Origin of the sequence: Psychrobacter sp. TB55-MNA-CIBAN-0194 (assembly GCF_040309505.1) — a bacterium.
GTDB lineage: Bacteria > Pseudomonadota > Gammaproteobacteria > Pseudomonadales > Moraxellaceae > Psychrobacter > Psychrobacter fozii.
Genome location: NZ_JBEOOW010000002.1, coordinates 325,381 through 350,762, shown reverse-complemented (window position 1 = coordinate 350,762; position 25,382 = coordinate 325,381). Strand labels below are relative to the sequence as shown.

General features: G+C 42.9%; 17 protein-coding genes and 1 tRNA gene. 3 read left to right on the top strand and 15 right to left on the bottom strand.

The window, feature by feature from the left end:
* The first annotated feature begins 18 nt into the window (after positions 1 to 18).
* A tRNA-Leu gene (locus AAEY75_RS04030) sits at positions 19 to 105 on the top strand.
* Between the two features lie 362 nt (positions 106 to 467).
* Here AAEY75_RS04030 and AAEY75_RS04025 read toward each other — a convergent pair.
* The 15 genes from AAEY75_RS04025 to AAEY75_RS03955 form a co-directional block, all read right to left on the bottom strand.
* Positions 468 to 1,532, bottom strand: a complete 1,065-nt coding sequence (locus AAEY75_RS04025; RefSeq protein ID WP_352258551.1) for a hypothetical protein — start codon at positions 1,530 to 1,532, stop codon at positions 468 to 470.
* 21 nt (positions 1,533 to 1,553) lie between these two features.
* Positions 1,554 to 2,615 (bottom strand): DUF2304 domain-containing protein, encoded by a 1,062-nt coding sequence (locus AAEY75_RS04020; protein ID WP_352258549.1) that lies wholly within the window; start codon positions 2,613 to 2,615, stop codon positions 1,554 to 1,556.
* Between the two features lie 31 nt (positions 2,616 to 2,646).
* A complete protein-coding gene (locus tag AAEY75_RS04015) occupies positions 2,647 to 6,156 on the bottom strand; it encodes a toxin VasX (RefSeq protein WP_352258547.1) in 3,510 nt (1,169 codons plus the stop codon).
* Positions 6,153 to 7,025: a hypothetical protein gene (locus AAEY75_RS04010; protein WP_352258545.1), complete on the bottom strand. Its 873-nt coding sequence runs from the start codon at positions 7,023 to 7,025 to the stop codon at positions 6,153 to 6,155. The genes AAEY75_RS04015 and AAEY75_RS04010 overlap by 4 nt, the downstream gene beginning before the upstream one ends.
* Before the next feature lie 2 nt (positions 7,026 to 7,027).
* Positions 7,028 to 9,769: a contractile injection system protein, VgrG/Pvc8 family gene (locus AAEY75_RS04005; protein ID WP_352258543.1), complete on the bottom strand. Its 2,742-nt coding sequence runs from the start codon at positions 9,767 to 9,769 to the stop codon at positions 7,028 to 7,030.
* Positions 9,770 to 9,876: 107 nt separating this feature from the next.
* Entirely contained in the window at positions 9,877 to 11,028 is a 1,152-nt protein-coding gene (gene tssA, locus AAEY75_RS04000) for a type VI secretion system protein TssA (protein WP_197216405.1), read from the bottom strand.
* Positions 11,028 to 13,940, bottom strand: a complete 2,913-nt coding sequence (tssH, locus tag AAEY75_RS03995; RefSeq protein WP_352258541.1) for a type VI secretion system ATPase TssH — start codon at positions 13,938 to 13,940, stop codon at positions 11,028 to 11,030. Before tssH ends, tssA begins: the two co-directional genes overlap by 1 nt.
* A 140-nt stretch (positions 13,941 to 14,080) precedes the next feature.
* Positions 14,081 to 15,121, bottom strand: a complete 1,041-nt coding sequence (gene tssG / locus AAEY75_RS03990) for a type VI secretion system baseplate subunit TssG (RefSeq protein ID WP_197216409.1) — start codon at positions 15,119 to 15,121, stop codon at positions 14,081 to 14,083.
* On the bottom strand, positions 15,085 to 16,908 hold the full coding sequence (gene tssF / locus AAEY75_RS03985; protein ID WP_197216411.1) for a type VI secretion system baseplate subunit TssF: 1,824 nt from the start codon (positions 16,906 to 16,908) through the stop codon (positions 15,085 to 15,087). Before tssF ends, tssG begins: the two co-directional genes overlap by 37 nt.
* A 54-nt stretch (positions 16,909 to 16,962) precedes the next feature.
* Complete coding sequence (tssE, locus tag AAEY75_RS03980) at positions 16,963 to 17,454, bottom strand: type VI secretion system baseplate subunit TssE (RefSeq protein ID WP_197100910.1); 492 nt, start codon at positions 17,452 to 17,454, stop codon at positions 16,963 to 16,965.
* 101 nt (positions 17,455 to 17,555) lie between these two features.
* A complete protein-coding gene (locus tag AAEY75_RS03975) occupies positions 17,556 to 18,059 on the bottom strand; it encodes an Hcp family type VI secretion system effector (RefSeq protein ID WP_025651832.1) in 504 nt (167 codons plus the stop codon).
* A gap of 53 nt (positions 18,060 to 18,112) precedes the next feature.
* On the bottom strand, positions 18,113 to 19,603 hold the full coding sequence (tssC, locus tag AAEY75_RS03970; protein WP_110922488.1) for a type VI secretion system contractile sheath large subunit: 1,491 nt from the start codon (positions 19,601 to 19,603) through the stop codon (positions 18,113 to 18,115).
* Between the two features lie 3 nt (positions 19,604 to 19,606).
* Complete coding sequence (tssB, locus tag AAEY75_RS03965) at positions 19,607 to 20,119, bottom strand: type VI secretion system contractile sheath small subunit (RefSeq protein ID WP_201551998.1); 513 nt, start codon at positions 20,117 to 20,119, stop codon at positions 19,607 to 19,609.
* A gap of 27 nt (positions 20,120 to 20,146) precedes the next feature.
* Positions 20,147 to 20,848 carry a tetratricopeptide repeat protein gene (locus AAEY75_RS03960; protein WP_352258537.1) on the bottom strand — a complete coding sequence of 234 codons (702 nt, stop codon included), beginning with the start codon at positions 20,846 to 20,848 and terminating at the stop codon, positions 20,147 to 20,149.
* 120 nt (positions 20,849 to 20,968) lie between these two features.
* Complete coding sequence (locus AAEY75_RS03955; RefSeq protein ID WP_352258535.1) at positions 20,969 to 21,400, bottom strand: hypothetical protein; 432 nt, start codon at positions 21,398 to 21,400, stop codon at positions 20,969 to 20,971.
* Positions 21,401 to 21,611: 211 nt separating this feature from the next.
* On the opposite strand from AAEY75_RS03955, the gene AAEY75_RS03950 reads away from it, so the two are divergent.
* Together AAEY75_RS03950 and AAEY75_RS03945 are read left to right on the top strand one after the other, a co-directional pair.
* Positions 21,612 to 24,566, top strand: a complete 2,955-nt coding sequence (locus AAEY75_RS03950) for a contractile injection system protein, VgrG/Pvc8 family (protein WP_352258533.1) — start codon at positions 21,612 to 21,614, stop codon at positions 24,564 to 24,566.
* Between the two features lie 31 nt (positions 24,567 to 24,597).
* Positions 24,598 to 25,368, top strand: a complete 771-nt coding sequence (locus AAEY75_RS03945) for an XAC2610-related protein (RefSeq protein ID WP_197216417.1) — start codon at positions 24,598 to 24,600, stop codon at positions 25,366 to 25,368.
* The last annotated feature ends 14 nt before the right edge of the window (positions 25,369 to 25,382 follow it).

Sequence of the window (25,382 nt, the reverse complement as noted above, 5' to 3'; positions counted from 1 at the left end):
TTAGATAAAACAAGTTTTGCCCGGGTGGTGAAATTGGTAGACACAAGGGATTTAAAATCCCTCGCTAGCAATAGCGTGCCGGTTCAAGTCCGGCTCCGGGTACCATTACATTAAAAGGCTTCCAAGCAATTGGAAGCCTTTTTCTTATGCCTTAATATTTCTTATTAAACTGAATCTCTTCTTTAAACGCCCACTCCCTAGATGGTCTTCAGTAAGAATTTCATCTATATCTTTTTAGAACCACGCTTCTTTACATATCATATGCTACCAGCAGCAAATTTTATTGTCTTCTGTTTGCATGGCAGAGTCAGTAAGCATTCATACAAACAATGCTGTATCGGTTTTAAAGTTATTAGATTATAGTTTGAGTCCATTACTTAAAATCAGTATTGATTTCATGGGTCTTCTAGACAAACCCCCTACTTATCTTATTTCTTCTTTAACTTAGGGGCTATAGTAGATAACTACTAAGTATTATATGCCACTACTGCCCATACAAATAAACCAGCATTAATAAGTATGATACATACCCACCTGACATTAACTTCCCAGTTTCTACCTTCAAAGGCTAGTTCGGCTTCATCAGTTATAGGCTGTATCGGATAGGGATTGTTTTGACCGTCCCAGGTTAAAAGCTTTTGCACGTCAGGATGCAAGATGGCTCGCTTGGTACATTGATAATGATTTGCCTGAAACAGATTACCTAAAGCTATTATTGAGCCTATGATAAAGACCATGATCTGATCACCGCCAGAATGATTGCTAGGTAGTATGCCATTTTTGCGAAAGACAATATCAGCACAGGCAAATAGTGATTTACTAGTATCAGTTGGATAAGCTTGGCAGATTTCGTTGTCTATTGGCAGATCATCCGCTGGACTTTCCATATAGGTGCGAATAAACGCCCATTGCACTCTTGGATTGACGTTATAGTCCTCTAACTTTAGATGATGGGTGATATCGCCTGTCTCAGGATCAGCGACATAAAGATTAAGGGGTGTATACGCCCGATTGCCTTTGTCTTGATGGAGGTCTGGATGGACGTCCTTGTAGTCTACTATTTTTAGCACGTAGGGCTGTCTGATTTTCCATAGCGGACGGTAGTAGTAAGCTATTTTTTGCTGCTGCTTTAAAAAGTAGTATTGGGTGCGAAACGGTTTCTTGGTAATGAATTGATAGAGGATTAGGACTAATGGCACACAGAATACGATAAACATCAATAGTAATATAAAAATATCCAACAACAATAGAGGGATATTAGAAGTTTTTAAGCGAAAAATTTCATCAATAAAAACTAGAGAAAACATAAAAACAGAAAAATAAACCCATCCAATAACAAAATAGAAATACCAGAAATAAGCGGGGAAAAAGGTAAGATAATCAGGGTTTATATTATGGATTTCTCTATTAAGATAGCTGATATCATCTTCATTATCGTTAAGTAGCGTCTTGTCTATAGGCTGAGAGTATGGACGCTCTATAGGATTGTTAAGTTCACTGATGTGGGTGGCAAAATCGTCACGTAATTGCATTCACAGCCTTCTTATTCTTATCTAAGCAATCACCAACATCACATATAGTATCGAGCCGATAAACCATGTCGCATTTACTGCTATGCCTGAGTACCATTTCAGTTTGACCTTTGTATTTTTATTATCAAAGGCGGCTTGGCGCTCTGCGGTGACAGGCAACACGTTATATGGGTTATCTTTTCCATCCCACATGAGCCGACGCTGCACTTCAGAGTGCAGTGCAGGATTGGCACTGGATTGGTAGATATTACCTTCGGCTAAATCTAAGTAGCTGACGATACAGGCTCGTGACCACCCCATTAGATTTATCTCATGAGTAGCATTAGAGTAATAGACGTCCTTTGATACCTGCGCAATGTCAGCACACGCAAGTAATGAGGTACTCATGTCTGTTGGGCATTCTTGAGCATATTCGATATCTAAAGATAGTTCATCGGCTGGACGTTCCATATAGGTACGGATAAACGCCCATTGGTCATAGGGGCTGAGTCTATGATCATCAAATTTAATCGAATGAATCAATTCGTCTGTTGTTTTATCAACAATATGTAAGTTAAGAGACTCAAATTTAGTACCTTCATTACCTCTGACAGAGGCAATAATATCTTTATAATCAATCAAATGAAAGATAGGTTCTTGCTTTTTATTATGTTCATAATAGGCAATTTGTTGAGTACTTTTTAGTAGCAGAATTTTGTAGTAGCGAGACTGTTTAGTTCTAAACTGTTTTAAAGTTAGAAAAGGTGCAAACCCAAGCATCAATAATAATAACAATTGTACAGCTATACCTATAAGAAACAGTAAATCTATACCTTTATAAAATATAATATCGTGAAAAACTACTAGAGCAATAAAGAAACTTTGTCCAAATAACCAAGCTGATGCATAAGATGCCAACAAGGATACATTTTGGATAGAGTTTATTGATGGGTGGAATAATAAATAATCTGGGTTAATTTCATGTATAAGCCCACTTAGCCTATATACACTGTACTCTTGCTCGTTGAAGTCAGCAATCTTACCTTCGTAAGGACGGCCAATTATTTTACCAATAGGAAGCTGTTGAGGTATGGGCAATATCATTTTATACTCAATTTATTAATATTATTAACTTTTAATATTTCTCATTATCCATATAAGAAAAATTATATAGTGGATATGTAGGGTTTTGAGTACTATCGGGAATATACTTGATAATAACCTTTCCTTTTTTTATACTATCCTCACTATAAACACTATCTTCAATATAAATGTCTCTTATCTCTATAACTGTAGCGTTCTTTTCTTTTTTGATAATTACTTGATTACGATGAAAATAAACGCCACTGCCAGTAGATAATGGAGAACCATTCGTCGATGATAAACTCATATCAAAAATATTAGTTAACACTTCACCATTATTTTTGACCAGCTCAACAGATATAGTTAGTTCACTGACATCAGCAAAGTTTTCAATAACGATTCGACTGTTAAATTTGATGTTATTTAGTACATTTGAAGCAGTAAAACCCAAAATACCACTGTTATTAGTTATGGGATCCTGACTTAACTCACTACTAGCAACAAAGCTTGTACAAGCAGTGACGAATCCACTGATATCTTCTGCCAAGCTTGTAAAGGTCTTAAATGGGTTTAAGTCTTTATAACCTTGTTCTTGCATGTTGTGATTTCCAAAGATACTACTGTCTAACCAATACTCTATCAGAGTATTCTGTTTGTCATCATACTTATAAGCCAGTCTTTGAAAACCATAACTTAAAGACAATCCTACCATCATGACACCGAGCAGCACAGCGCCTGGAATAGCAGCTGCTCCACCTGTTGCTGTACTAACTGCTGCATAACCATAAATCAAACCCGCTGCAGCCGAAGCTGATACAGATACAGCAGCAGCGCCAGTATAAACCCATGAAGCAGTGTTCCCATCGTTAAACTTACGATGACCATATATAGCTAAACTCCCAACCTCCAGTGCTGCTCCAGCTACGCCTATCCATCCTGCTCGATATACCAGCTTGTTTGCAAAACTAGCTTTACCGAGCAAGCTAGCTCCTGAAGCGGTCACATCCATACTTGCTGTTACTAGAGCCAAGCCACCACTTGCTACACCGAGTTGCTTTTCCGTTAATAATGACGCATCGCCTGCATACTCTAGTCTTGCAAGCTCTGGCATACTTTCGAGAAGTGAATTTAATTGAAAAAAAGCAACCACACCAGATACTAAACCGGCACCAACATTCATTTTTCTGTTATGCCACTTTATTGCATGAGCCGCTAATTCATCTGCATTAAGCACATCTAAATCAATAGGCTTTCCATTATGCAGTGGCTCAAGTGCACTAGCACCTTGCTTGCTTCGATTAACTTCTTTAACATAATGGAGTACATAGGTTTTAGCTTCAGCCTCTGTACCAAAAGTAGGTTGCTTAACCACTTTAAGACCTGAGAAGTCTTCAAAACCACTTTTAAGACCAGCCTTCATTTTAGATGCTCTTTTATCGATGCCATTTTTAACCCATTTAGGCAAAACAAAATCTGCAGCCATACTTGCATAGGTCGTTATAGTCTCGACCCTCGCTGTCACACTCTCTCCAACAACGTAAAGACCATAATGATGAAAGATGCTTTTTTCTAAAGTAATATGTAACTGTCTAGCTGCTTCTGGATTATTTTTATAAAGCTTCAACAAGTTGTGACTAAGCGTATTTATAAGTATTGTTTTGTTGGCGATAGTACTTGTAATTTGATTAAGTTTAGCAGTACTGGCTCTGTCACTGACATAGCCAATACCTGAACCGGCTGCTTCAGACCCCCTGTCCTTCTTCTTAAAGTCATAGAGTTCGTTAACAAACTCTTTGTCTAAGCCACCAAGTGCCTTGATTAACCAGTTTTCGTTGATTCCGAGACTACGATCTAGCTGAGGTAGTAATACTTTTTTAAACTCTTCGTTAGTGGTTTCATCACTCTTAGGCGGATTGATCTCAAAGGCATCTAAGATACTTTGGGGCACACCAAGGTTACTATCATCAGTACCACATCCTACGATACAACGAGCAATCATAGACTCAAAGCTTTTGGCAGTTTCTGCTTCATGAGTAAGCTCAATATCAAAGTCATTCTCTAAAATGTATTTAAAATCTTCGCTACCGATAGCTTTAATAAAAGTTTTACGAGCACTGACAATCTCTTTCTTAAGATCAATTATTTTTTGGGAAGTTTGTAAGTAATGCTGATAATTCGGCTTATTAATATGCTTAAATATCAAAGTCTTTGGATTAGTATCTGAGAATACGATATTAAGCGCTGTCCCTAGAACATCGTTATCCCCCCAGTTAAATATGTCTTTGCCTTTAAACTCAGTCGTCTTTATACTTGATTTTTCAAGATTTTTTATAATCAAAGCATTAATAAGTTTACGACTATAATCCCTTTCTTCGGATATTTCACTGAGCTGGCTAATTAAGTAATTACGTTTCTCCGCGGCTGCGATGACTTCGCCTACAGGGTCATATAGAGCAACCATCATAGGTTTAGTATCTTTGAAAATTTTCAATTGATGCTTGTCAGACTCTTCGAATAATTTATCATCCTCGCTATCCCCGTAGCCACTATCTATATATTTCTCGAACTCGCTTATCTTATTATTAATACCCCTTTTCATATTTTTGTATAGCTGAGAAGCCGAACTCATAGCACCATTAGCATCCTTTTTAATGAAATCTTCATCTTCATCTTCATCTTCATTAACAATTTCTTTTGCATATTTTTCATGTACTGTAAGTTTATCACCGATGTCACCGCCCTGCTCTAGCTGCTTTCGTTGATGAAAACTATTTATATAATCTATTTCAGGTGAAAGGAAAGATATCCCATCAGTATTATCGTTATCTGTTAAACGATCAGCAACGAACTGCTGCATACGCTTATTACGTAATGCTGCATCGTAAAAATATTTTTTTAATGTTGCTTTACTTAGCTTGGCATGACTGACCATAAGCCATACTACCTGACCTGGCTCTAAGGTAATATATTTACTATCTAACGTACTATGACTATCTCGATCGCAGGTAGCTGGCTGTACTATTTCATCAAGTGTGTCATCGTCAGACTCATCTATATTTGTTACATCTATCTTATTAGTATCTTCTTTTTTTTCTACAAAGTCCTCTTTGGAATATGTTTTGATATACCTTAGCGCACCATCTTCACCGGTAAATATCTCTATAATCGACCACACAGGATTTTTATGTAGATCGATGCTTTTAGATATGTAGTATAAATAGGCCTGTGTAGGTAGACTCGCGATAGCATCATGTTTGGCTGATTCTGAAGACAGCCCATCCCCAAAATAACGCTTGTCCTTGCCACTTACTCTATAATCATCTCGACTAAATACCACAGGTAAAATAGGTATACCTGTCTGTCCACATCCATAGCTACACGCGTCACTTGAGGCAACTACTGTGATTGTGTCTAATGTGGCAGTAGGCGTGCCACCTTCACTTTCCGGTATTTGCTCTGCAGGTGCTGACTCTGCAGGTCTTTCTGGTACATCTAGTACATCTGCTACATCGTCGTTCATTCCTAGAGCACTTGTTATAGAATCCCACAAACCATCACTCATGCCTGTACTCCTTTATTTTTAATTCGCTCTAAGCTTTTGACAATATTTTTAATGGCTTGCTGCTGCGACATTTTACGCTGAGCAATCAGTAGGGCTTGACTGATGATAATCTCATAAACTCGATCATTGATTACCACTTGACCCTTTAATTGCCGTAGTATCATATTTATCCACTCTGTTTGCTCAAGCAGTGCCCACTGCTGCTGACTGAAGCGAAAAGGTAACTGCTTAAGCTGCTCTAGTGCCACTTTCGTATTAGACGGATAGACCTCATTGGGTGCCGGCAACGCTACCTCTGTAAAGGTGTTATTCCAATCTACATAGTGAATACGAGGTAATCGCAATTGATATACTTGCAGCTTTTGTTGATCAGTCCACAGGTGTGTTAATAGCGCTAATACTCTAGGATCCCAATAGCGCAAATAACGACGCTTGTTTGTCCCCATTCCATACGCCTGTCCTATCAGATAGATACTATGTTTTAGCGTTTCAGTGATTGGTTGGTCAAACAGCCATAGACAGACGCTACGTGGGTGCGGGTGACCAGATATATCATAGGTGTTTTCATATAGTGCCAATGCCAGTAGCTGCTCAAGTAGCCGTTGACCTTTACTACTATCTAGTAACATCTCAATAAGTGCCAAATCATCGCTAAAGCTATGATGAATGCGTTTGATGCGCTCAAATGGCAAATCTATGCCGCAGTCTAATAAATCAAAAACGGCTGTGCCGTAAGTATTTAGATCAATAAGGACTGTCAGCGTTTTATATTGATGATCAAAGACTGTTAAATATAAAGCCTTAAGTTGCTGTTGATACTCGTCGGTCGCTTGAATGTCATCGAGAAACTCTACTTTTGGTATTAGCATACCTAAACCGCTCCACCTTTATTGCCAGCACTACCAGTCTTGGCAGCACAGTCGGCAAGCTCGTCTTGAGGCATGGTAATCGTTGGGCTACTACCACCCCCACTACCCCGATCCACCTTACTCGCCTTATATCCCACTTGAGCAGGCGTAATAAACGTCACATTGCCACCTGTTATCTCAATACCACTGCCTGCCGCTTTTAGGGTCAATGTATCAGGCGCGATAATCTCTATACTGTCTCGGCTGTGGATGCGTAGTACTTGCTCACTGTCGAGTCGCATCTCACTTTGATGCGCTTGTATCGTCACATCACCATGAGCGGCGGTATGGGTCTGGGCTTTGTTTGAGTAGTAATGGATGTCCCCTGCCACCAGCTGATTCATCTGCGTTTGACTGTGATGATGGGTGCTATCGGTGGCGTGGCTATGTGTGTTTTCAGTACTGGTATGTTGACTGTGTTGTCCTGTGAGCATGGCAAGGTGGCGCTGAGAGTCGATGAGCAGGTTGGACTGTTGCCATTGTCCGGCATCATCTAGCGCACTGTCATTGGTGTCTTTGCTAAATTGACCAAATGGCGTTTGCTGCTCTCCTCCTTTGCTACTACTTTGACTGCTGCCATCTATGCCGACAGGTTGATGGGTTTCTGCTAGGCTTTGATAGGCTATTTGATGTTGGTCAGCGGTTTGTAGTTTGCTATGACTGTCATGGCTCATGTGAGGGTTTGATGAGGGATCTGACTGGCTACTGCTGATATGAATACCGGTGCTGCCTTGGATGTTGGCAGCCGCTTGGGTCTCGATACTGATACCTTGTCCACGTGCTTGACCACGGGTATGGTCGGTGTGCTGGTAGAGATGACCAATGGTTAGGCTGGACTGATGGCTGCTGCTATAGACGTTGATCTGTGGGCTATCAGGATGGGCGTCAAACATGAGCTGGTTGTAGCCATTAGTGATGCTGTCTTTGGTGGCATCGCCTGTACGACTGCTGTCGATACTTTGGGTTTTGATACCGTCTATGGGGTAAGCATGGCTTTGGTTGATGAACCAAGCTGGACTGGTGGCGTCGATGCTACCTGAGTCGCTAACGATACTATTGTGCTGAGCATCAGAATTGCCTTGTCCGTTATGGGTACTGCCGATGATGATGGGATGGGTTAAGTCACCACCGATGAAGTCGATGAGTACATGCTGTCCATGACGCAAGGGATGGGTCTGTCCCATGTGATCGGCGACGAGGTGACTGGCGATGGGTATCCAGTGGGCATTGTCATGACTATTGTCGCTATTATTATCGCTGCCATTACTGTCATCAGATTGCCAGTGATATCTGATATGAGCGCGGTGGTTACGGTCATGAGTAATAGCACTGCTGTCTGTGTCTATGATGCTGGCACTCATGAGACCTGTGAGACTCGGATGTGGTTGCCCAAGCTCGCTCAGTTGCTGACCAAAGGGAATATGGTGATGATGTGGAAACGGTAGATAGCAGGCATTAACATAATGGACGTTGTTATTATTATCACTGTCGTCATCATTGTCATGACTGGCATTCGGCTGCAAGGTAATAGGATCAAAGGCAACTGCGCCCAACCAGTCTGCAGGTATGTGGTTATTAATGTGCTGATGTATGGAGACCAGACTGAGCGGATCAGTTAAATAAGGATTACCATCGATATAATGGGCACTTGGCAGATTCAGGTGACGGATGTTGCCAGTTAGGCTACCAAGACTGGCAAGCTGCTGTGCGTTCTGCTGGTAGCGGGTGGCAAGCGCGGTGAGTCCGTCATCATTTAGGTGACTATGACTGTGCAAGAAACGACTGTGACCATTGGGGCTGTCCGAGTCAATAGGTTGCTCACTGGTGCTACTGCCAGTATAAGTACCAATTAAGCGGTTGTCATAACGATATAGATCACTCTGCTGAGTATGTTGGGCAACTTGCGGACGAACGGCGGTGATACGGTCTTGTCTGTCAGCGAGGCTCGCTGGGTTTTGACTGAGAATGCTTTGGATATCGTTTGTGTCTGGTCGCAATGCTTCGCCATCATGAGGTAGTAACACCAGCGTGTGACTGTCGGCTTCGTGACGGTAATAGCCAGTAATGCCGTAAAGGGTTAGATACTGCGTTAAGTAAGCCAGATCGGTTTGGTTGTATTGCACGCTGTGCTGAATATGATAGACACTGTCATCACTGAGACGCTCGTCAATCTCAACCTCCATGTCGTATGGGCTAAAAATATCGGTGATCAGCTCGCTTAGACTGAGATGATGATGACGGCGGTTATGACTAGATAGGCGTAATTGATTCAAAGCGGGTTCGCAGATGATACGATAGGCCGCCATACCACTGTTGCTACCTAGAGCGACGACTTCGGTGATGATGCCGTGACGGATCTGACTGGTTAACAGCGCATCGCCAGTATTCCAGTGAATTGTTAAACTCTGCCCTATCCAATCTTTGGTAGCCAGTCCTGCTTGCGGATGCAGTAGCGTAATGCTAATACGATAGCCGCAATAGAGGGCCAGCTGACGCTGCTGATAGGACTGCGCTCGTTGATCTTGATGATAAGGGCTTGGGTAAGCATCAGGCGTTGGCATCAGCGCGGGCTTACTCCACACGCTATCAGGCAGCGGCAAACCAAGCAAACTCTCTATAAGGTCAGCTTGTTGAATAAGGCTAGTAGCAATATCAGGATGGGCACTACTAATTTGCAGATGCCGCTTCGTTTGAGTCCATACCATGACAAGCCCTTCTCTATCAGTCCAAAGGTGTAAACATACATTAAAAATGGCACACAAATTGCCAGTTAAGCCGCAGCCAAATTGACTATTTAGTTATAACTGTCTTCTTAGCTATAACTGTCATCAGATGATTCACGTTTTGGCTGAATACCAATCATGTCTGAAAGATTAGCAAGCTGGTCTTCATTTTTGATGATATGTGTGAGCCATTGATCTAGCGGCATATCAGCCCAATTGATCGCTCGACCGAGTAAAAATGTCACTGGACTGTGCGGCTCATTGGTCGCAAAGTAATCTTGGATTTGACCCAATAATTTAAGCGCTTGCCGGCGATTGCTTTGATGATCGCGATTGTTTGGATTAAAGCTGGTTGATGCGCTTGTTTTTGCACCAATTGCTTGTCCATCATTTAGCACTGCATTCTCAGTAGAAAAACCTTCTTCCATATCGTCAATGCCTTCTTGACTATTACTGTCTACCATATCAGCCTGCTCTGGTATCAATGAGTGCAGGTGTTGCTTCAGTCCAGCCAGCAGCTCTGTCACTGGCGCGAAGACAGGCGCATCGATACCCATGAGGTCATTAAGCTGGTCAGACAATGCCTGCCACTGCTCGGTAACGGTACTCAGAGTCGTCATCAATGCGCGTTGCCATGATTCGCTACTGCTTTTGATGGCTTGGTTATAATCACTAAGCGTCAATTGGCTGGACGATTCGCTATCAGGATTCTGCTGACGCTGCTTGTCATGGTCACGAGCGGTTAGATAATAGTTATAATTATATTTTTCTGTTTTTGTATCAGAGAGCGATAGCTGTTTTAGGTCATCAGTGAGCGCTTTTACAAACCATGACAGTAGCCCTGCCCTAATATCCATGCTGTCTTCTTCACCATCCAATGGCGGATACATGGTGAGCCAGTACTCGTCATTGAATGCTTGCAATACGCTTAGCCCATGACTAATACCTGCCAGATGATTCGTATGACTCAAGGCATCAACGTACCAAAGCGCCAACTTCATGTCCTTACTGGTATGGCTCAGCAACTCTGCACACTGGTTTTTGACAAAATCCCAATCAGCGACTTTTAATTCAGTGACCCAGTTGCCTTGTGCCAGCAGTGGATCGTCCTCTTGACGAGCAGCAACGATGGCATCGATACGTAAATCAAAAGTCAGGTCTTCGCCGACACCATGATGACTGCCATCAATAGGAGCGATAAGGGCATCCATATTGGTGGCTAAAGAGTTATTAGTGTTCATTATAGTAATTCCTCTTTAGCAGGTTTTTTGCGTGCTGTTTTTTTAACTGTTGGCTTTTTAGCAGCAGGCTTTTTGGCCGAAACTGGTTTGCTTGCCGACTTTTTAACCTTATCCTCAGTCTCATCTTCACTGTATTGCGCCATTTGATTCAGTGGCACAACCGCATCAGTATCAAGACGATACGCAAAATTATCTTCATCATCGACGAATACAGTAATTTTCTTTAGCACACTCTGACTGTCATCGTGAGCCAGTAGCTGACCTGCCAGCTGCGGTAGCAAGGTATGACTGATGATGGCATCGGCATTACGTGCACCAGAGTCGACCTCATGACAGCGCGATAAAATGAGCTCAATGACTTCAGGATCAATGACACAAGGCACATCATAATTGTCACGGATGCGGCCAGTAATTTTGTCCAGTTTTAGGCGAATGATTTCTGCGAGCGCGTCATCCGTCAATGGATAGTAAGGAATGACCGTTAGACGACCCAAAAAGGCAGGCTTGAAGGCTTTGTATAAATGCGGATTGATCACCTGCTTTAGGCTATCACTGTCGGGCAAACTAAAATCAGTAACGGCTGGATCAGTATTGATACACGCTTGCATAATCTGCGATGAACCAACGTTACTGGTCAATAAAATAAGCGTGTTTTTGAAATCAATTAAGCGCCCTTCGCTGTCTTCCATCACCCCTTTGTCAAAGACCTGATAAAACAAATCCAACACGTCTGGATGGGCTTTTTCTACTTCGTCAAGCAACAGCACACTATAGGGACGACGGCGGATAGCCTCCGTTAACACGCCACCCTCACCATAGCCAACATAACCTGGAGGCGAGCCTTTTAAGGAGGCAACACTATGCGCTTCCTGATACTCTGATAGATTGATGGTAATAAGATTACGCTCACCACCATACAATACCTCTGATAGCGCCAATGCGGTTTCTGTCTTGCCCACACCACTTGGCCCGACGAGCATAAACACCCCTTGCGGGCGATTGGGGTCATCTAACCGTGCTTTTGCAGTATGAATCCGCTTCACGATAGCAGCCACAGAATGGTCTTGGCCAATGACGCGCGTCTGTAAGGTATCAGCCAAATTCAAGATATGGTCTTTCTCATTCCCCGCCATATCGTTGAGTGGAATACCAGTCCAATCTGAGATAACTTGCTTAATAACTTGTCTGTCTAATACAGGATGAATGAGACGATGTGTCTCTTGTATTTGTTTTAGCGACTGCTCAATGCTTTGGTATTCAGATTGTTTGTCTAAGCGCTCTTTTGCACTGAGCGTATCAGCACCATCAGCCTTACCATTCAACTGCTGATTGAGTGCATCAAGCTGATCATTAAGCTGACGTTGCTCATACCAGCGACTGGTCATGTCAGCGATACTTTGCTGATTGGTTTGACGCTGTTCATCAAGCACGGCAATTTTTTGGCTGACTTTTTCTTTTTCGTCCACACCGCCGATACGCTCAAGCTGTTGACTGAGATTATTGATATGCTGCTCTAATTGCACACCTTTGGCTTGTAATCTATCCAGCTGATTGGGCATGGCTGTCTTCGATAAGCTCACCCGTGCGGCCGCCGTATCTAATACGCTGACCGCTTTATCAGGCAGCTGTCTATCGCTGATATAGCGTGCTGATAGCTCAACGGCTGCTTGCAGTGCATCATCATCTATCAATATGCCAAAGTGCGCCTGCATCTTGGCACTCAAACCACGAATCATCGCCACTGCCGTATCAATATCAGGCTCATCAACTTTAACTACCTGAAAGCGACGTGACAATGCAGCGTCTTTTTCAAAGTATTTCTTATACTCTGACCACGTCGTCGCAGCAATGGTTCTCAGCTCACCACGAGCCAGCGCAGGCTTAAGCAAATTCGCCGCATCATTTTGACCTGCTTGCCCGCCAGCGCCAATCAAGGTATGCGCTTCATCGATGAACAAGATAATCGGCTGTACCGAGGCTTGTACTTCTTCGATGACTTGCTTTAGACGATTCTCAAATTCACCTTTGACACTCGCTCCAGCTTGCAATAGCCCCATATCGAGACTACGTATCGTCACGTCTTTGAGCTGATCAGGTACTTGACCAGCAACTATCTTTTGCGCCAAGCCCTCCACCACAGCAGTTTTACCTACCCCTGCCTCACCTGTCAAAATAGGATTGTTTTGACGACGACGAATCAAAATATCGATCAGCTGATGAATCTCAAACTCACGGCCTATCACTGGATCTATTTGATCGGCACTGGCCTTTGCGGTCAAATCGTAAGTATATTTATCCAACGCAGGGGTTGGCTTAGCTTCAGTTTGCTTAGCGTCTAAAGACGCCTGACTGTCCGTACTATCATCTACACTACCCTCAGCATCTTTATTGATGCCTTTATGATTGGTCGAGCTACTACCCTCGGTGCTGCCGAGACACTGACGCTCATAATCATCTTTTAGCGTAAAACGATCAATATACTGCAGCTGCTCAGGGAGAGTTTTTAATAATGACTGATAACGCTCATACGCCAATAACACCAGTAATATGTGCCCAGAGCGGATTTCTAGTGGACTGTTATTATCAGCGCTTTGATTATGCTGGCTACTCGCTAGCTCCCACGCATCTTCTAACAACGCCATCAACCCTTGGCTAAACACAGGCGTTGAGCCTGTTGCCTGACCAAAAGTATGTAGCAAGTCTGTGATGTCTGCTAATAATGACTGCTGATTAATCTTATTGAATTTCAGTATTTGAGCCACATCATTGTGCGGCGTCGCTATCAATTCATGTAGCAAATGAACAGTATCAACTTCGCGATGACCATTATTGATACAAAGCCTAGCTGCCTGCTGCAAACACTGTCGGCAACTCGGACTCAAGCGGGTAATTACAGCTTTTAACTGGCTCATAAACCTTTTCCTTTGGCATTCTGATTAGACTTAACATTATTTTTATAAAACTGGTGTATGGCTCTTAGGGCGTGTCTTCAATTCACTCGATAGTCATCTAAATGAGCAAGCAACTTATCTATCTATTAACCATAAAACATTTACTGAATAGGCAACGCGTAGCGAGTGTCATCATAATGATGAGTGGCGGGCTGCGATACCAAGAAACCACCTTGCCCCAAGCCGCCAAAACCACTTTCAGACAACGACAAAGGGGTAATATATTGCTTGTCTAACTCCAGTTGCATCTCGACTGCCAAGCAAACACCGCACCATCTACGAATAAAATCAATGATGACTTGATACATATCGCCGGCTGGCAATAGTCTCAAATAACGCTTGGCATCCAACTGGTGAAATACGATTCTAATTTTGCTATCGAACTGTACGACGCGCGCACCGCAAAATGCAGATAAGCCAAGTGCTGCATGTTGTCCACCAAGCGCGGTCTGCTCACTAGCTGGCAAGTCAAACCATTCTGGTACGAACTGCTCCACACTCACCGTGCTATCCAAAAAGTGCGACAGTACATGTGCTAACTGATCAGCGGTCAGACGTCCGGGGGCAATCATGCCAGCATAGGCAATCAAGCTGTCGATGGCAGTCAACTTTTTGGGCTGACGTGCCAGTGCCCGCAAGCTCAACAGGTAGCTGTCTTTTTTATCCTTTAACTCATACTGTAATGGCAAGTTATAAAACCAGCTCGCTTCGACATACAAATCAGTTAAACGATGGTTAAATAAATCTAAGAATGCCGGTGCCGCTTTGTCTTTTGCATGATTGACTCGCGATGCTAGATGGTCGGTATACATAGCGGGCAAAGCCGATAATGGGCCCGTAAGTCCGATAACTGCTGGGCAAACCTCTATCTGTCTGACCATTAACGAACTGGCCTTTATTTGATCATCCTCTACTAAATTGTCACTGCCTTCCATATTGTCTTGGGCAATGAGCGCCATTGACTCAATTTCAGCTTGCGGATATGCCAATGACAACGAGGCACGGTAACGCACTTCGATAGGCGCATGCCCCATGCTAACTTCATGCTGAACCAAGCGCAGCGCTTGCAAGAGCTCATAAGATTGCGGCGCCGCCAGTAAATCCGTTAGATAAGAGGACTGAGACCGCTGCGTGGCTGACATCTGTATATCTCCTCTTTCGTAACGGCATCACTAATGGCAACCTCAACGAAGCTATTCAAGCTAGCGTGATAGCCAAAGACATGAGCCAATAAATGGGCAAACTGGCGGATACTCACTCCAGCAAAATTCTTTTGGTTAATTTGAATATCAATGACCGTACCACGCACAAACCCAGGTTGCGGTAAGCGCTGAATACGCCTAGCCGCAATACTGGTTTCGACAGAAACGATGCCTTCAACTAGCAGCTTATTAGATGCTGATTGGGTAATATCATAAAGCGACAGATACTCTTTCATCAGCTCCGCATCTTGGGCTGCCAATGATAAAAAATTTAGACTAATCAGCGATATCAATCGCCAACGCTCTTCACCTGTGTATTCAAATCGTGCCGTTCTGGTTGGCTGCTTTAATAGTGACAAACTGCTAAATCCTGTCATACCTTCACTAAACAGATCGCCACGGCTTTGACCAAATATTACTTGGGCGGGCAAGTCTCTATTGGTACATAACAAAGAAGCACTCATGCTCACCGCGCCTGACAAGTCTTCACGGTTTTTTTCTACAAACATAATCTGGTATTCAAAACCTTGCTTAAACTCAGCCATGTCTTTATCACGTTTAATATGATAATAACGGCCTTCATCTTGCTGCTCATAGTGATTGAGCGCATAAAACGGATGGTATTCGCGTTGTATCAGACGATTGTCGCTTTGCTTAGACTCTATGACTTTATTGACCTCATAGATTTCATGCTGAAAAAGTGCGCGCGTATCTGGCACCAAATCATAATAGACAGAACGATGGGTCACTTGGATAGGCTTGGCAGCAGCTTTGAATAGATTGACAACAGGCGTGCAAAACAACTTGATACTGCTAGCGCTTAGCTGCTGCAAGTTTTTTAGGCGAATGGTGTTTTTTTTATCAAACTTAAAATAACAGCGAATCTCAAAGCCAGTGCTATCGATTTTTAAATTTGGACAAGCACGGCCAAGATTTAGGCGTAAAAAGTTGAATTTTTCAGGGAAATAAAAATACTCTTTTAATAAAGCAGAGGCGGCATTACTCACACGGTGACTGGGGAGCACTTGCTGTTCAGGGTCAAAACCTATAATCTCAAACGGACTACCCGTTATCTTGTTAACCTGCCTACCATGAAGGTGCGTTTGCTTGACATCACACCATAATAAATCCCAGAGACTGGTGCCCTGACTGGCATCTTCGTCTATATACAAATCTAACGAATGACTTAATAACGCCTGATAGTCAAAGCTTGGGTTCAGAGCCTTAAACTTAATACTGATACAACCATTTAGCAGACCATGCTGATTGTCATAGATTTCTTGGCGAGTCTCAAAGCTGACGCTATCTATCTCTATCGGTAACAACGTCACGTCTTGGGTTGACTGAAACTGGCAAGGCGTCCCATTTATCTTTTGGGTGGCAAATGTGCTCTGTTTCGGTGCCAAGACCGCTTCACTCATCGCGTTGCCCTGCACGCCTAGATTGAACTGTGCGATAGAGACGGATGGAAAGGGTTTGAGATAATCAGGATAAACAACTTCTAATAACGATTCTGTAAAGTCAGAATACGAGTCATCTAGTTTTTTATTGATACGTGCGCTAATGAGAGAAAAAGCCTGTATCAACCGTTCAATATGTGGATCATCTACGGTATCGTGCCCCATCAATAACCGATTGGCTATTTTTGGGTACTTTTTGGCAAACTCTTTTGACTGTTTATTAAACAGGCTAAGCTCATGCTCAAAATAAGGAAGTAGACTGTCCATGATGCCTCAATACGGTTATCGCTGCCAACTCTGTCGGTTAAGCATTGATATGGGTTATTTTATTAAGTAACGTTGAGAGCTTGGCTCAAAGAACGCATCGAAGCTAACAAGCTCTTGTGCTGGATACACTTTCAGTAACGCTTCAATCGAAAAACACAGCTGATTGACATCAACCGCGCCAATATCTAGCGATACTCGAACATTTTTTAGCCGGGTATCTTGCTGTTCAACGGTTGTTGCGATTTGTCGACAGATATAATCGCAGTCAGCAGGGTTAGCACTACTGAGTCCTACAAAATCCAATATGCCAAAATTCAATATTGATGAGCGCACGTGCTGATACTCTTGCAGCTTGCTAGAAACCACACAGCGCGTATTCAATAAAGCCTCAAGATCTCGCGCGACAGAAGACTTTAACTCATCAATATTAAGGCGACGCACCACGAGCTCATGCGCCAAATGACGAGGCTGATCATCAAATAACTGTTCGAACAAATTTGGGCGAAACCCAAGTTCTTTGTTAGAGGCATTAGTAGCGTAGTTCATCGATACGATCATTCCTATTTAGAAAAGTAAAAAAGAAAGGCCTAGATATAAACCTTTCTTTTTCGGTACGATAAGATAGAAAACACCTGATACAGCCTGACTTAGGCAGTATAAGTAGCAGTGTTATTGGCTAGTGACCATTTCTTAGTCACAGCGCCTTTAGCAGTACCATCGATATCTTGCTGGGTGTAAGTCCACTCAACAGCAGCATACTTGATACCGACTTTTTCGATTGGTACGCCTTCTGAACGTACGGTTGGCTCAACACTTGCGATAAGCGCATGCTTAAGCTTCACTTCAAGATATTTAACGCGCTTGTCACCGTTGGCACGATAAAAATCAATTTGAATTTCATCGAACGTGTAACCGGCAGAACAGGCTTCCCATAGCTTAGGACTGGTCGAATCCAAATCTTTCATAAACGTCATGTCAGCATGCTCACAACGCTCAGAAGTGTGACCACCAACGCTACTTGCTGTCGCTGATTTTGGCTGACGGATCAAGTGATCCCAAGTGTTTACTTCAAGCCAACCTTTATGCTCGCTATCACGAGACTCGCCATCAATTTTATATTTACCACGGAACTGAATATAAATATCTTTCATGTCACATACCTTGTTTTGAAAAATTAAATTTAACGTTAGTTTTTAATAAACGATTAGCTGTTGCTAGACTGCGGCAGTTGAGTAACCAGACGCAAAGAAACAGACAATTCGTCAAGTTGAAAGTGTGGTCTCAAAAAGACCACTGACTTGTAGACACCAGGCTTACCCGGTACTTCTACAACTTGTACAGAAGCTTCGCGCAGTGGGTACTGGGCTTTTGCTTCCTGTGAGGCTCCGTCATCTAACAAGACATAACGTGAAATCCAGTCGTTCAAAAACGTCTCAACATTACCAGGTGCTAAGAAACTACCAACCTTATCGCGCATCATCGCTTTTAGATAATGGGCAATACGTGACACAGCCATAATGTATTGAATCTGCGTCGATAGCGCAGCATTGGCATTGGCATCATCGTTTTGATAAGTTTTGGCTTTTTGTACTGATTGCGCCCCAAAAAAAGCAGCGTAATTGGTATTTTTGCAATGGACTAATGGAATGAAACCTAAATCGCTGAGCTCTTTCTCACGGCGATCTGTAATAGATATCTCAGTTGGACACTTGAGTGCCAAATCCCCTTCATCTGTCTTAAAGGTATGGACAGGTAAACCTTCAACCAAACCACCGCCCTCTACACCACGAATAGCAGCACACCAACGGTAATCAGAAAAGGCAGCCGTCAAGCGTGAGGCAAATGCATAAGCTGCGTTCACCCATAGATAATCACTATGGTCGCTACCTGAAACGTCTTCGGTAAAGTTAAATCCTTCGACCACCGTGCCATCTTTAGGATCATAAGGCAGGCGCCCTAAGAATCTAGGCGCAGTCAGTGCGACGTAACGAGCATCCTCTGACTGTCTAAACGCGCGCCAGCGTATATATTCAGCAGTTTCAAATATCTTCGATAGATCACGAGGACGACCGATATCGGTGAACGAATCCAGACCAAACATCTCAGCAGATGCTGCTGATACGAAAGGCGCATGAGCCGCAGCAGCGACATGAGACAGTTGCTCGAGTAGGTACATGTCTGAATTTTGACGAGTAAACTCAAAATCACCAACGATGGCAGCGTAAGGTTCGCCACCGAAGCTACCAAACTCTTCTTCGTAGATCTTTTTGAACAATGTGCTTTGGTCAAAATCGATTGAAGACTGAAAGTCTTTGGTGAGCTCACGCTTGGTGGTATTCATCATGCGGATTTTCAGCATAGACTCTGAGGGCGTTTGACTACATAGATAGTGCAAACCACGCCAGCTAGACTCTAGCTTTTGAAACTCAGGCGCATGCATGACGGTCGTCAACTGCTTAGATATCAGCGCATCAATTTGTGCAATACGAGCATCAATCGAGGCAGCCAAGTTATCTGATAACGTCACAGTACCTTGCATGACTTCGTTGGCAAGCTCGGCGATTTGTGACTTCGCACGATTTTTTTCATCATCGGATTTGGCAACGTTACTTTTATTGACGATTTCTTCAAGCAAGTCGTAGCTTTCACTATTTACTGAATCCGTTGCTATATTCTGCTGGGCTTGGGCACTCATCGTTTAATCCTCACCGTCAATTTGGTTTTGTTCAGCCATTTTTTTGACTTGCTCAGTATTTTTGAGCACATCATCCAATAGATCTTCGAGTTTTTCGTTGGCTGATATCTTATTACGTAGATCTGCTAAGCGATCTCGTGCTTGTACCAATTGCTTTAACGGTTCAATCTGGTCAGCGACAGCTTCAGGGCGAAAGTCATCGATACTATTGAATGCCAAGTCAACGGCAAACTCACCGCCTTTATCACTCAAGTCATTACCGACACGGAAAGTCGCACGAGGTGCTAGACCTGACATCACCTCATCAAAGGTATCCAAGTCCACTTCGACGAACTTTTTGTCTTTGAAGCGAGGTTGCTCAAGTTTAGAATCTCCTGAGAACTCTCCTAGCACACCGACCACGAAAGGGATTTCTTTCGTTTCGATCGCATCACCAACTTCGACGTCATAGGTAAGATGTACACGAGGAGCACGTACTTTTGCGAGTTTCTTTTGCACACTGTCTTGCTTTGCCATAATTAATTACCTCAGCAGTTTCTGGTTTCAACGCAATATATCAAATGGATCAGTAGATACAGGAGTATTGCTTCTAGTAGGGGTAGGCTTTTGAATAACTGGTTTAACGTAAGTTCTTTTTGGTTTCACTACTGTTTTTTTCTTAACAGGAGCAGCTGATTTCTTTGTGCTGCTTGTTTTTTTAGGGACGCTACGTCTTACAACCTTCGGTGGTTTTGGCAAAGACTCATCGTAATTAAACCCGTAAACATCACCAGCTATCTTACTCAAAGCGTGCTGATACTCTTTTTTAAATGCCGCATCGACATTATTTAAGTAACCAGACTGCAATTGTTTTTGAGCAATAATGAGACTGCTATTCAACAAAATATTTTTGAGCTCAGCCGTGCTCTTACCTTGATCAATTACTTCACTAGCAGCATAGACCGCATAGTCATGATAGCCATTGTTATAGTAAATCTGTGCCAAGACTTCCCATGCCAAAGAGTCATTGGGATTAACAGCCAGCCTTTGATTTAAATTTGCAATTAATTGATGCAGCTGTGGTGATTTGGCATCTGCATTTTTAAGCGTGGCGAATTGATTGACAATACTAGAGCCTGGATCTTTTTCTTGAATCACAAGCTCACTGTGTGCAGCACTCATCGCTGAACCCATGATAAACAAACCCGCCAAGAGTGCTTTCGGTAGCTTAAAGCTGACGTTAATACTGCGTTGGATACTGGTCATCGTAAGTCGGTGCTCGTCGTTATTGGTATTAAGTGCGTAAGTACTAGATGGATACTTTTTTACTTTGAGTGTCTTTGCTCTAAAGCTTTTTAATCAAACCAGAGGCTTTAATTAGAAGCTCTAATTAGAGTTTTGTATCAAGGTTGTAATATTGGTTAGCTTGTTCTTAAGCATGGCTTTATCACTACTATCCATTAATGAATCGTTGTGATAAACACTGATATTATTCTCTGTTAATTTGATAGATGAGAGCATGGCTATTTGACGCGCCTCAACTGCTTGCTTATCAAACTTAAGGGCTTCGTTAGCCGCTCTTAATGCCCGCGCATAACTTTTTGAGTCATAGTTGCTTTTAGCGACAGTCATCCATGCTTCAAAATCACTTGGATTGGCATCTGCTAAATACACAAGTGATGGCTGACTCAATGCCTTGACAGTGGCACTTTTTCCTTCTTTAGCAGTCGTGTTACAACCAGTTATTACCATCGAAGCGCTCAGTACTATAGATAGCAAACCCATCGTTTTTAGGTTGGTACGATAAATATGATTCATAGGTGCGGTATCATCACTTAAGTATAAAAGGAAGTATGTTGACGTAAAAATCTAACTAAAGTCTATCAAGTAGAAGAATTAGGTGAGATTGATTATACATACACTTGACAATATTTCAATAAACTCTATACTTTTATTGACAAATAATTCAGCAACAATCCAATTCGGGCCATTTCCTTGGTATAAAGCCAGTAGTAACGGTACCCCTCTCATGCCTTCTAATACCAGTCGCCTACATACAATTACCGTTCATGCCGACAGCTTCACAACCAATGCTTTCTATCCTATTGCATTTTTTGGGGCTAGCGGTGTCAATAAAACCGATATCATTGACATACTAGTGTTCAGTTACGATTTTTTGGACTCGGACGCTTGTTTATCGTTGGTCGGTACGCCTATCTGCTTGACCACGCTATCCTCTAATCGTACGCCTACTTGCCGTACTGGCCTCATACGAGGTATCAGTTATCAGCAGTCTGATGGCGCGATGCATTTTTATGCGTTAGAGGTCGTGAGCCCTGATTGGCAATTGACGCAGTCGATACATACTCGCAGTTTTATCAATCAATCCACCCTCGATATCCTGACCGCTATCCTCGGTGATTATGATATAAAGTGGCAAATTTCTGAGTCTCTTTTGTCATCAGACAGTGCCTACTCAGAGCGCTTGTCTCTACCCTTACCTATACGCACGCAGTCGGATGTCAGTGACTATGAGTTTGTCACTGGTCTGCTAGCGGATATTGGTGTCTCTACTTTGTGGGTATCAGGAGAGTCAGTTGATGACTTGGGGACGTGGTGGTTGGTCAGTGGTTTCGATGAAAATGAGCGACTGCCTCTAACCTATAGCTATGCCCAATCATCAGTACAGTCCGGTCAAGACAGCGTCAATGCACTGCAAATGACTACGCAGCAGCTAGGCAGTCATCTGGTTATGGTACGAGCAGATGGCCTTGCGGCTGATACCATTTATGAAGGTCAAGCCGTCGATGAATCACCGCTTGCGATAGAGGATGCAACTGTATTAATCGGTGCACCATCACGTGTGCACAGCGATGATGCGGCGACTGCGATTGCTGAACAGTGGATCGCGGCCAATCGCTGTCAGCGTGAGACGTATCAAGCGACTGGCGCCATGCGTGGTCTAAGTGTCGGTAGTCCAGTGAGTATCAACAACCTACCCTCCATTGGCAGCTTATCGACGCATTGTACCGCAGTGATATTGATCGGCATTGAACCTGACAACGATAGCGTGTCTTATCACCATCAGGCCTTTATCAAACAGTGGTTACAGCAAACTGTACATCTCATACAACGCCGTACCACAAGCTCGAACCTATTATCAATGCCCGATCATGGCTTTAATATCGCTCGTGATACTGGGGTTTGGGTATCAGCTACGCTACTTGAAGCTACCATCCCCTATCGTCCTTATCCAAGCAGCTTGTCTTTTGCCAGTAGTACTTATCACGGCCTGACGCAAGCGCGTACGGGAGATACGAGTAGCTCGCCTTCTCCTAGTTATGCCTCTAGTATCACTAACGACAATCTACAACAAACCATTACTACACCTGTCTGGTCAGGACTGAGTCCTCATGATGATGGCACTACCCCGCCATTACGCTCATTGCAGTTGTCATCAGGTAGCACTCATGGTTGGCAGTTCGCCCCGCGTATCGGACAGTCCGTACTCCTTAACCACTGGTATGGTGATATTGACAGTCCCGTGATCAGCCGTGCGCTCTTTGACGGTATCGGTATGGGTGATGTGGACGAGAAAGACATCACCACTCAGGATGCAGGTTTATCTAATCGACATAACCTCAAAGGCGGTGCTTCCCCTAGATGGCATGGCGGTGGGCTTGGTCACTCGCAAATCAGTGACGATGATACTCATAGCGGCTGGATCTCTGGTATTGCTCAATACGGGCTGACGGCTGAGTCTGAAGTGGCGATGAGTTTTGATGATACGCCTAACAAGGTCGGTCTACAGTGGACGGCAAATACTGGCACACGCGCCAATGCCGAGACACCAACCATCACTTCTAGCGCTACCTTTGCCCCTGATGAGCATATCGTCGCATTGGGCACGCTACGCCATCGCTTTAGCAATCATCAATCAAGTGATAGTGGTCAAGGCATCAATGTTGCCACCGATCATGGGCTACAAATCACTGGTGATACGGGCGTTCTACTCTCTACCTTTGATATCAGACACACGCAAACCGAGCATGAGTCTGCGTGGGTCAATGATGCAGGACAGCAGCAGCTTAAGTTGGGCGCTGAGCTGAGTGAGACGTTAGCGGAGGCCAAACATGCACATCTGCAATCGACCAAGGCGCTTACTAATGCCCGAGCGTCAATAGAAGGCTTTAAGAGTACAGCACAAATCATTGATGAGACGCTAAACACCGAAGTGCTTGGCGCAGCAGATGTACTGCTAGTAAGCAAATATAGTATCCTCGCATCAAGTAGCAATACGCTGTGGACGGCGAAAACCATCGTCAGGCAATCAGGCAGCACGCAATCAGATATGGTCGCAGGCAATTATGCGCTGACGGCAAATACGATTGACTCACTCTCAGGGGTTGGCGGTCAAGCGGCTCAGTCAGGATTACATATCAGTGCCAATACCAAACCTGTGGCGATACAGGCACAGGGCGGTGAGTTGCAGCTGCACAGTCAGCAAAGTATGACAATCGGTAGTGAGTCGGGACAGGTCAATGTGTCGAGTCCTAAGCGTATTAAGCTGCAAACGTCAGCTGGGGCTTCTATTACGATCGATGACAGTGGTATTAAGCTGGTGTGTCCAGGCACGGTTAAGATTAAAGCGGTGAAGAAGGAGATGGTTGCGGGGGCTAAAATAAATGCGCCAATGATTGCTTTGCCAACTTCAGGGTTGTTTAGTAAAGCGTTTGATCTCAAGAAATTGCTACCGCAAGATTTAATAGATCAGGGTGTAAGCTATAAGCTCATCAATCACTCTAAAGGAACAGATTTTGAAGGAAAACTTAATAAAGATGGTCAGACATTAAGAGTGTTCGGTGATAAAGTTGAGAAGGTTGAGTTGATATTGGATAGTATTTTTATCAGAGAAAATGATAATTTTGAATTAATACCTTTAGATAGCGAATATGATCATGATCACGGTGACTGTGGTTGCTAATCTCTAATAATTAACTATTTAGGAAAAGAACATGCACACTTTTAGTAGCTACAAAAATATTAATATCGAAATTACCATGCCTAAGATAATTGCAAGTTTAGTGTTTCTTACACTTATGCTCCCAATGTATAAAGCCCATGCTCAATTAAATACAACTTTCAATAACTATGTTTTAAATAACTCAGGCAACGTAAAGTTTTTTGAAGTCCAAGCTACAACTTGTTCCAAAAACACTTGGGATTATTGTTTCACACCTGTTTCAGTTACAATAAAAGATAATTTTGATCCTAATTGGCATCAGATGATAAATATTAGTACAGCTACCCCTTCTTTACAAGAAATTAACAAAAGGCTATCTTCAGATACTCGTACTAACAAATATTCTAAATATGAAAGATATACATTTATATTCGGTGATTTTAATTTTGATGGTTATAGTGATTTTGCATATATATCAGGTTTATTAGGGATTTACGGAAGTCCGTCTTATACTTTCTATCTATACAATAAAGATAAAAACACTTATGAACCTAATTTGCAATTTTCTAAATTAACCACTCAAGGTAAATCAGTTCCAGATTTCAATTATCTTCAAAAGGAAATAGTATCCTCTGAAAAAATCGGATCTGGAAACCTTTCAAACTATTACCATGTAAAATCCAACAAACTACAGTTATTTAAAGTTATTAGTCGAGATTATATTAATAAAGCTGATAAAGTTTATTTAAAAACCACCATCAAAATTTTGAATAATAATTACAAATGGACAACTACTAGACGTTACGATGAATATACTGAATAACACTAATTAGGCTA

Excerpts from the sequence above, each read along its gene's own strand:
- AAEY75_RS04025 (WP_352258551.1), bottom strand. The coding sequence starts at position 1,532 with ATGCAATTACGTGACGATTTTGCCACCCACATCAGTGAACTTAACAAT.
- AAEY75_RS04020 (WP_352258549.1), bottom strand. The coding sequence starts at position 2,615 with ATGATATTGCCCATACCTCAACAGCTTCCTATTGGTAAAATAATTGGC.
- AAEY75_RS04015 (WP_352258547.1), bottom strand. The coding sequence starts at position 6,156 with ATGAGTGATGGTTTGTGGGATTCTATAACAAGTGCTCTAGGAATGAAC.
- AAEY75_RS04010 (WP_352258545.1), bottom strand. The coding sequence starts at position 7,025 with ATGCTAATACCAAAAGTAGAGTTTCTCGATGACATTCAAGCGACCGAC.
- AAEY75_RS04005 (WP_352258543.1), bottom strand. The coding sequence starts at position 9,769 with ATGGTATGGACTCAAACGAAGCGGCATCTGCAAATTAGTAGTGCCCAT.
- tssA (WP_197216405.1), bottom strand. The coding sequence starts at position 11,028 with ATGAACACTAATAACTCTTTAGCCACCAATATGGATGCCCTTATCGCT.
- tssH (WP_352258541.1), bottom strand. The coding sequence starts at position 13,940 with ATGAGCCAGTTAAAAGCTGTAATTACCCGCTTGAGTCCGAGTTGCCGA.
- tssG (WP_197216409.1), bottom strand. The coding sequence starts at position 15,121 with ATGTCAGCCACGCAGCGGTCTCAGTCCTCTTATCTAACGGATTTACTG.
- tssF (WP_197216411.1), bottom strand. The coding sequence starts at position 16,908 with ATGGACAGTCTACTTCCTTATTTTGAGCATGAGCTTAGCCTGTTTAAT.
- tssE (WP_197100910.1), bottom strand. The coding sequence starts at position 17,454 with ATGAACTACGCTACTAATGCCTCTAACAAAGAACTTGGGTTTCGCCCA.
- AAEY75_RS03975 (WP_025651832.1), bottom strand. The coding sequence starts at position 18,059 with ATGAAAGATATTTATATTCAGTTCCGTGGTAAATATAAAATTGATGGC.
- tssC (WP_110922488.1), bottom strand. The coding sequence starts at position 19,603 with ATGAGTGCCCAAGCCCAGCAGAATATAGCAACGGATTCAGTAAATAGT.
- tssB (WP_201551998.1), bottom strand. The coding sequence starts at position 20,119 with ATGGCAAAGCAAGACAGTGTGCAAAAGAAACTCGCAAAAGTACGTGCT.
- AAEY75_RS03960 (WP_352258537.1), bottom strand. The coding sequence starts at position 20,848 with ATGACCAGTATCCAACGCAGTATTAACGTCAGCTTTAAGCTACCGAAA.
- AAEY75_RS03955 (WP_352258535.1), bottom strand. The coding sequence starts at position 21,400 with ATGAATCATATTTATCGTACCAACCTAAAAACGATGGGTTTGCTATCT.
- AAEY75_RS03950 (WP_352258533.1), top strand. The coding sequence starts at position 21,612 with ATGCCTTCTAATACCAGTCGCCTACATACAATTACCGTTCATGCCGAC.
- AAEY75_RS03945 (WP_197216417.1), top strand. The coding sequence starts at position 24,598 with ATGCACACTTTTAGTAGCTACAAAAATATTAATATCGAAATTACCATG.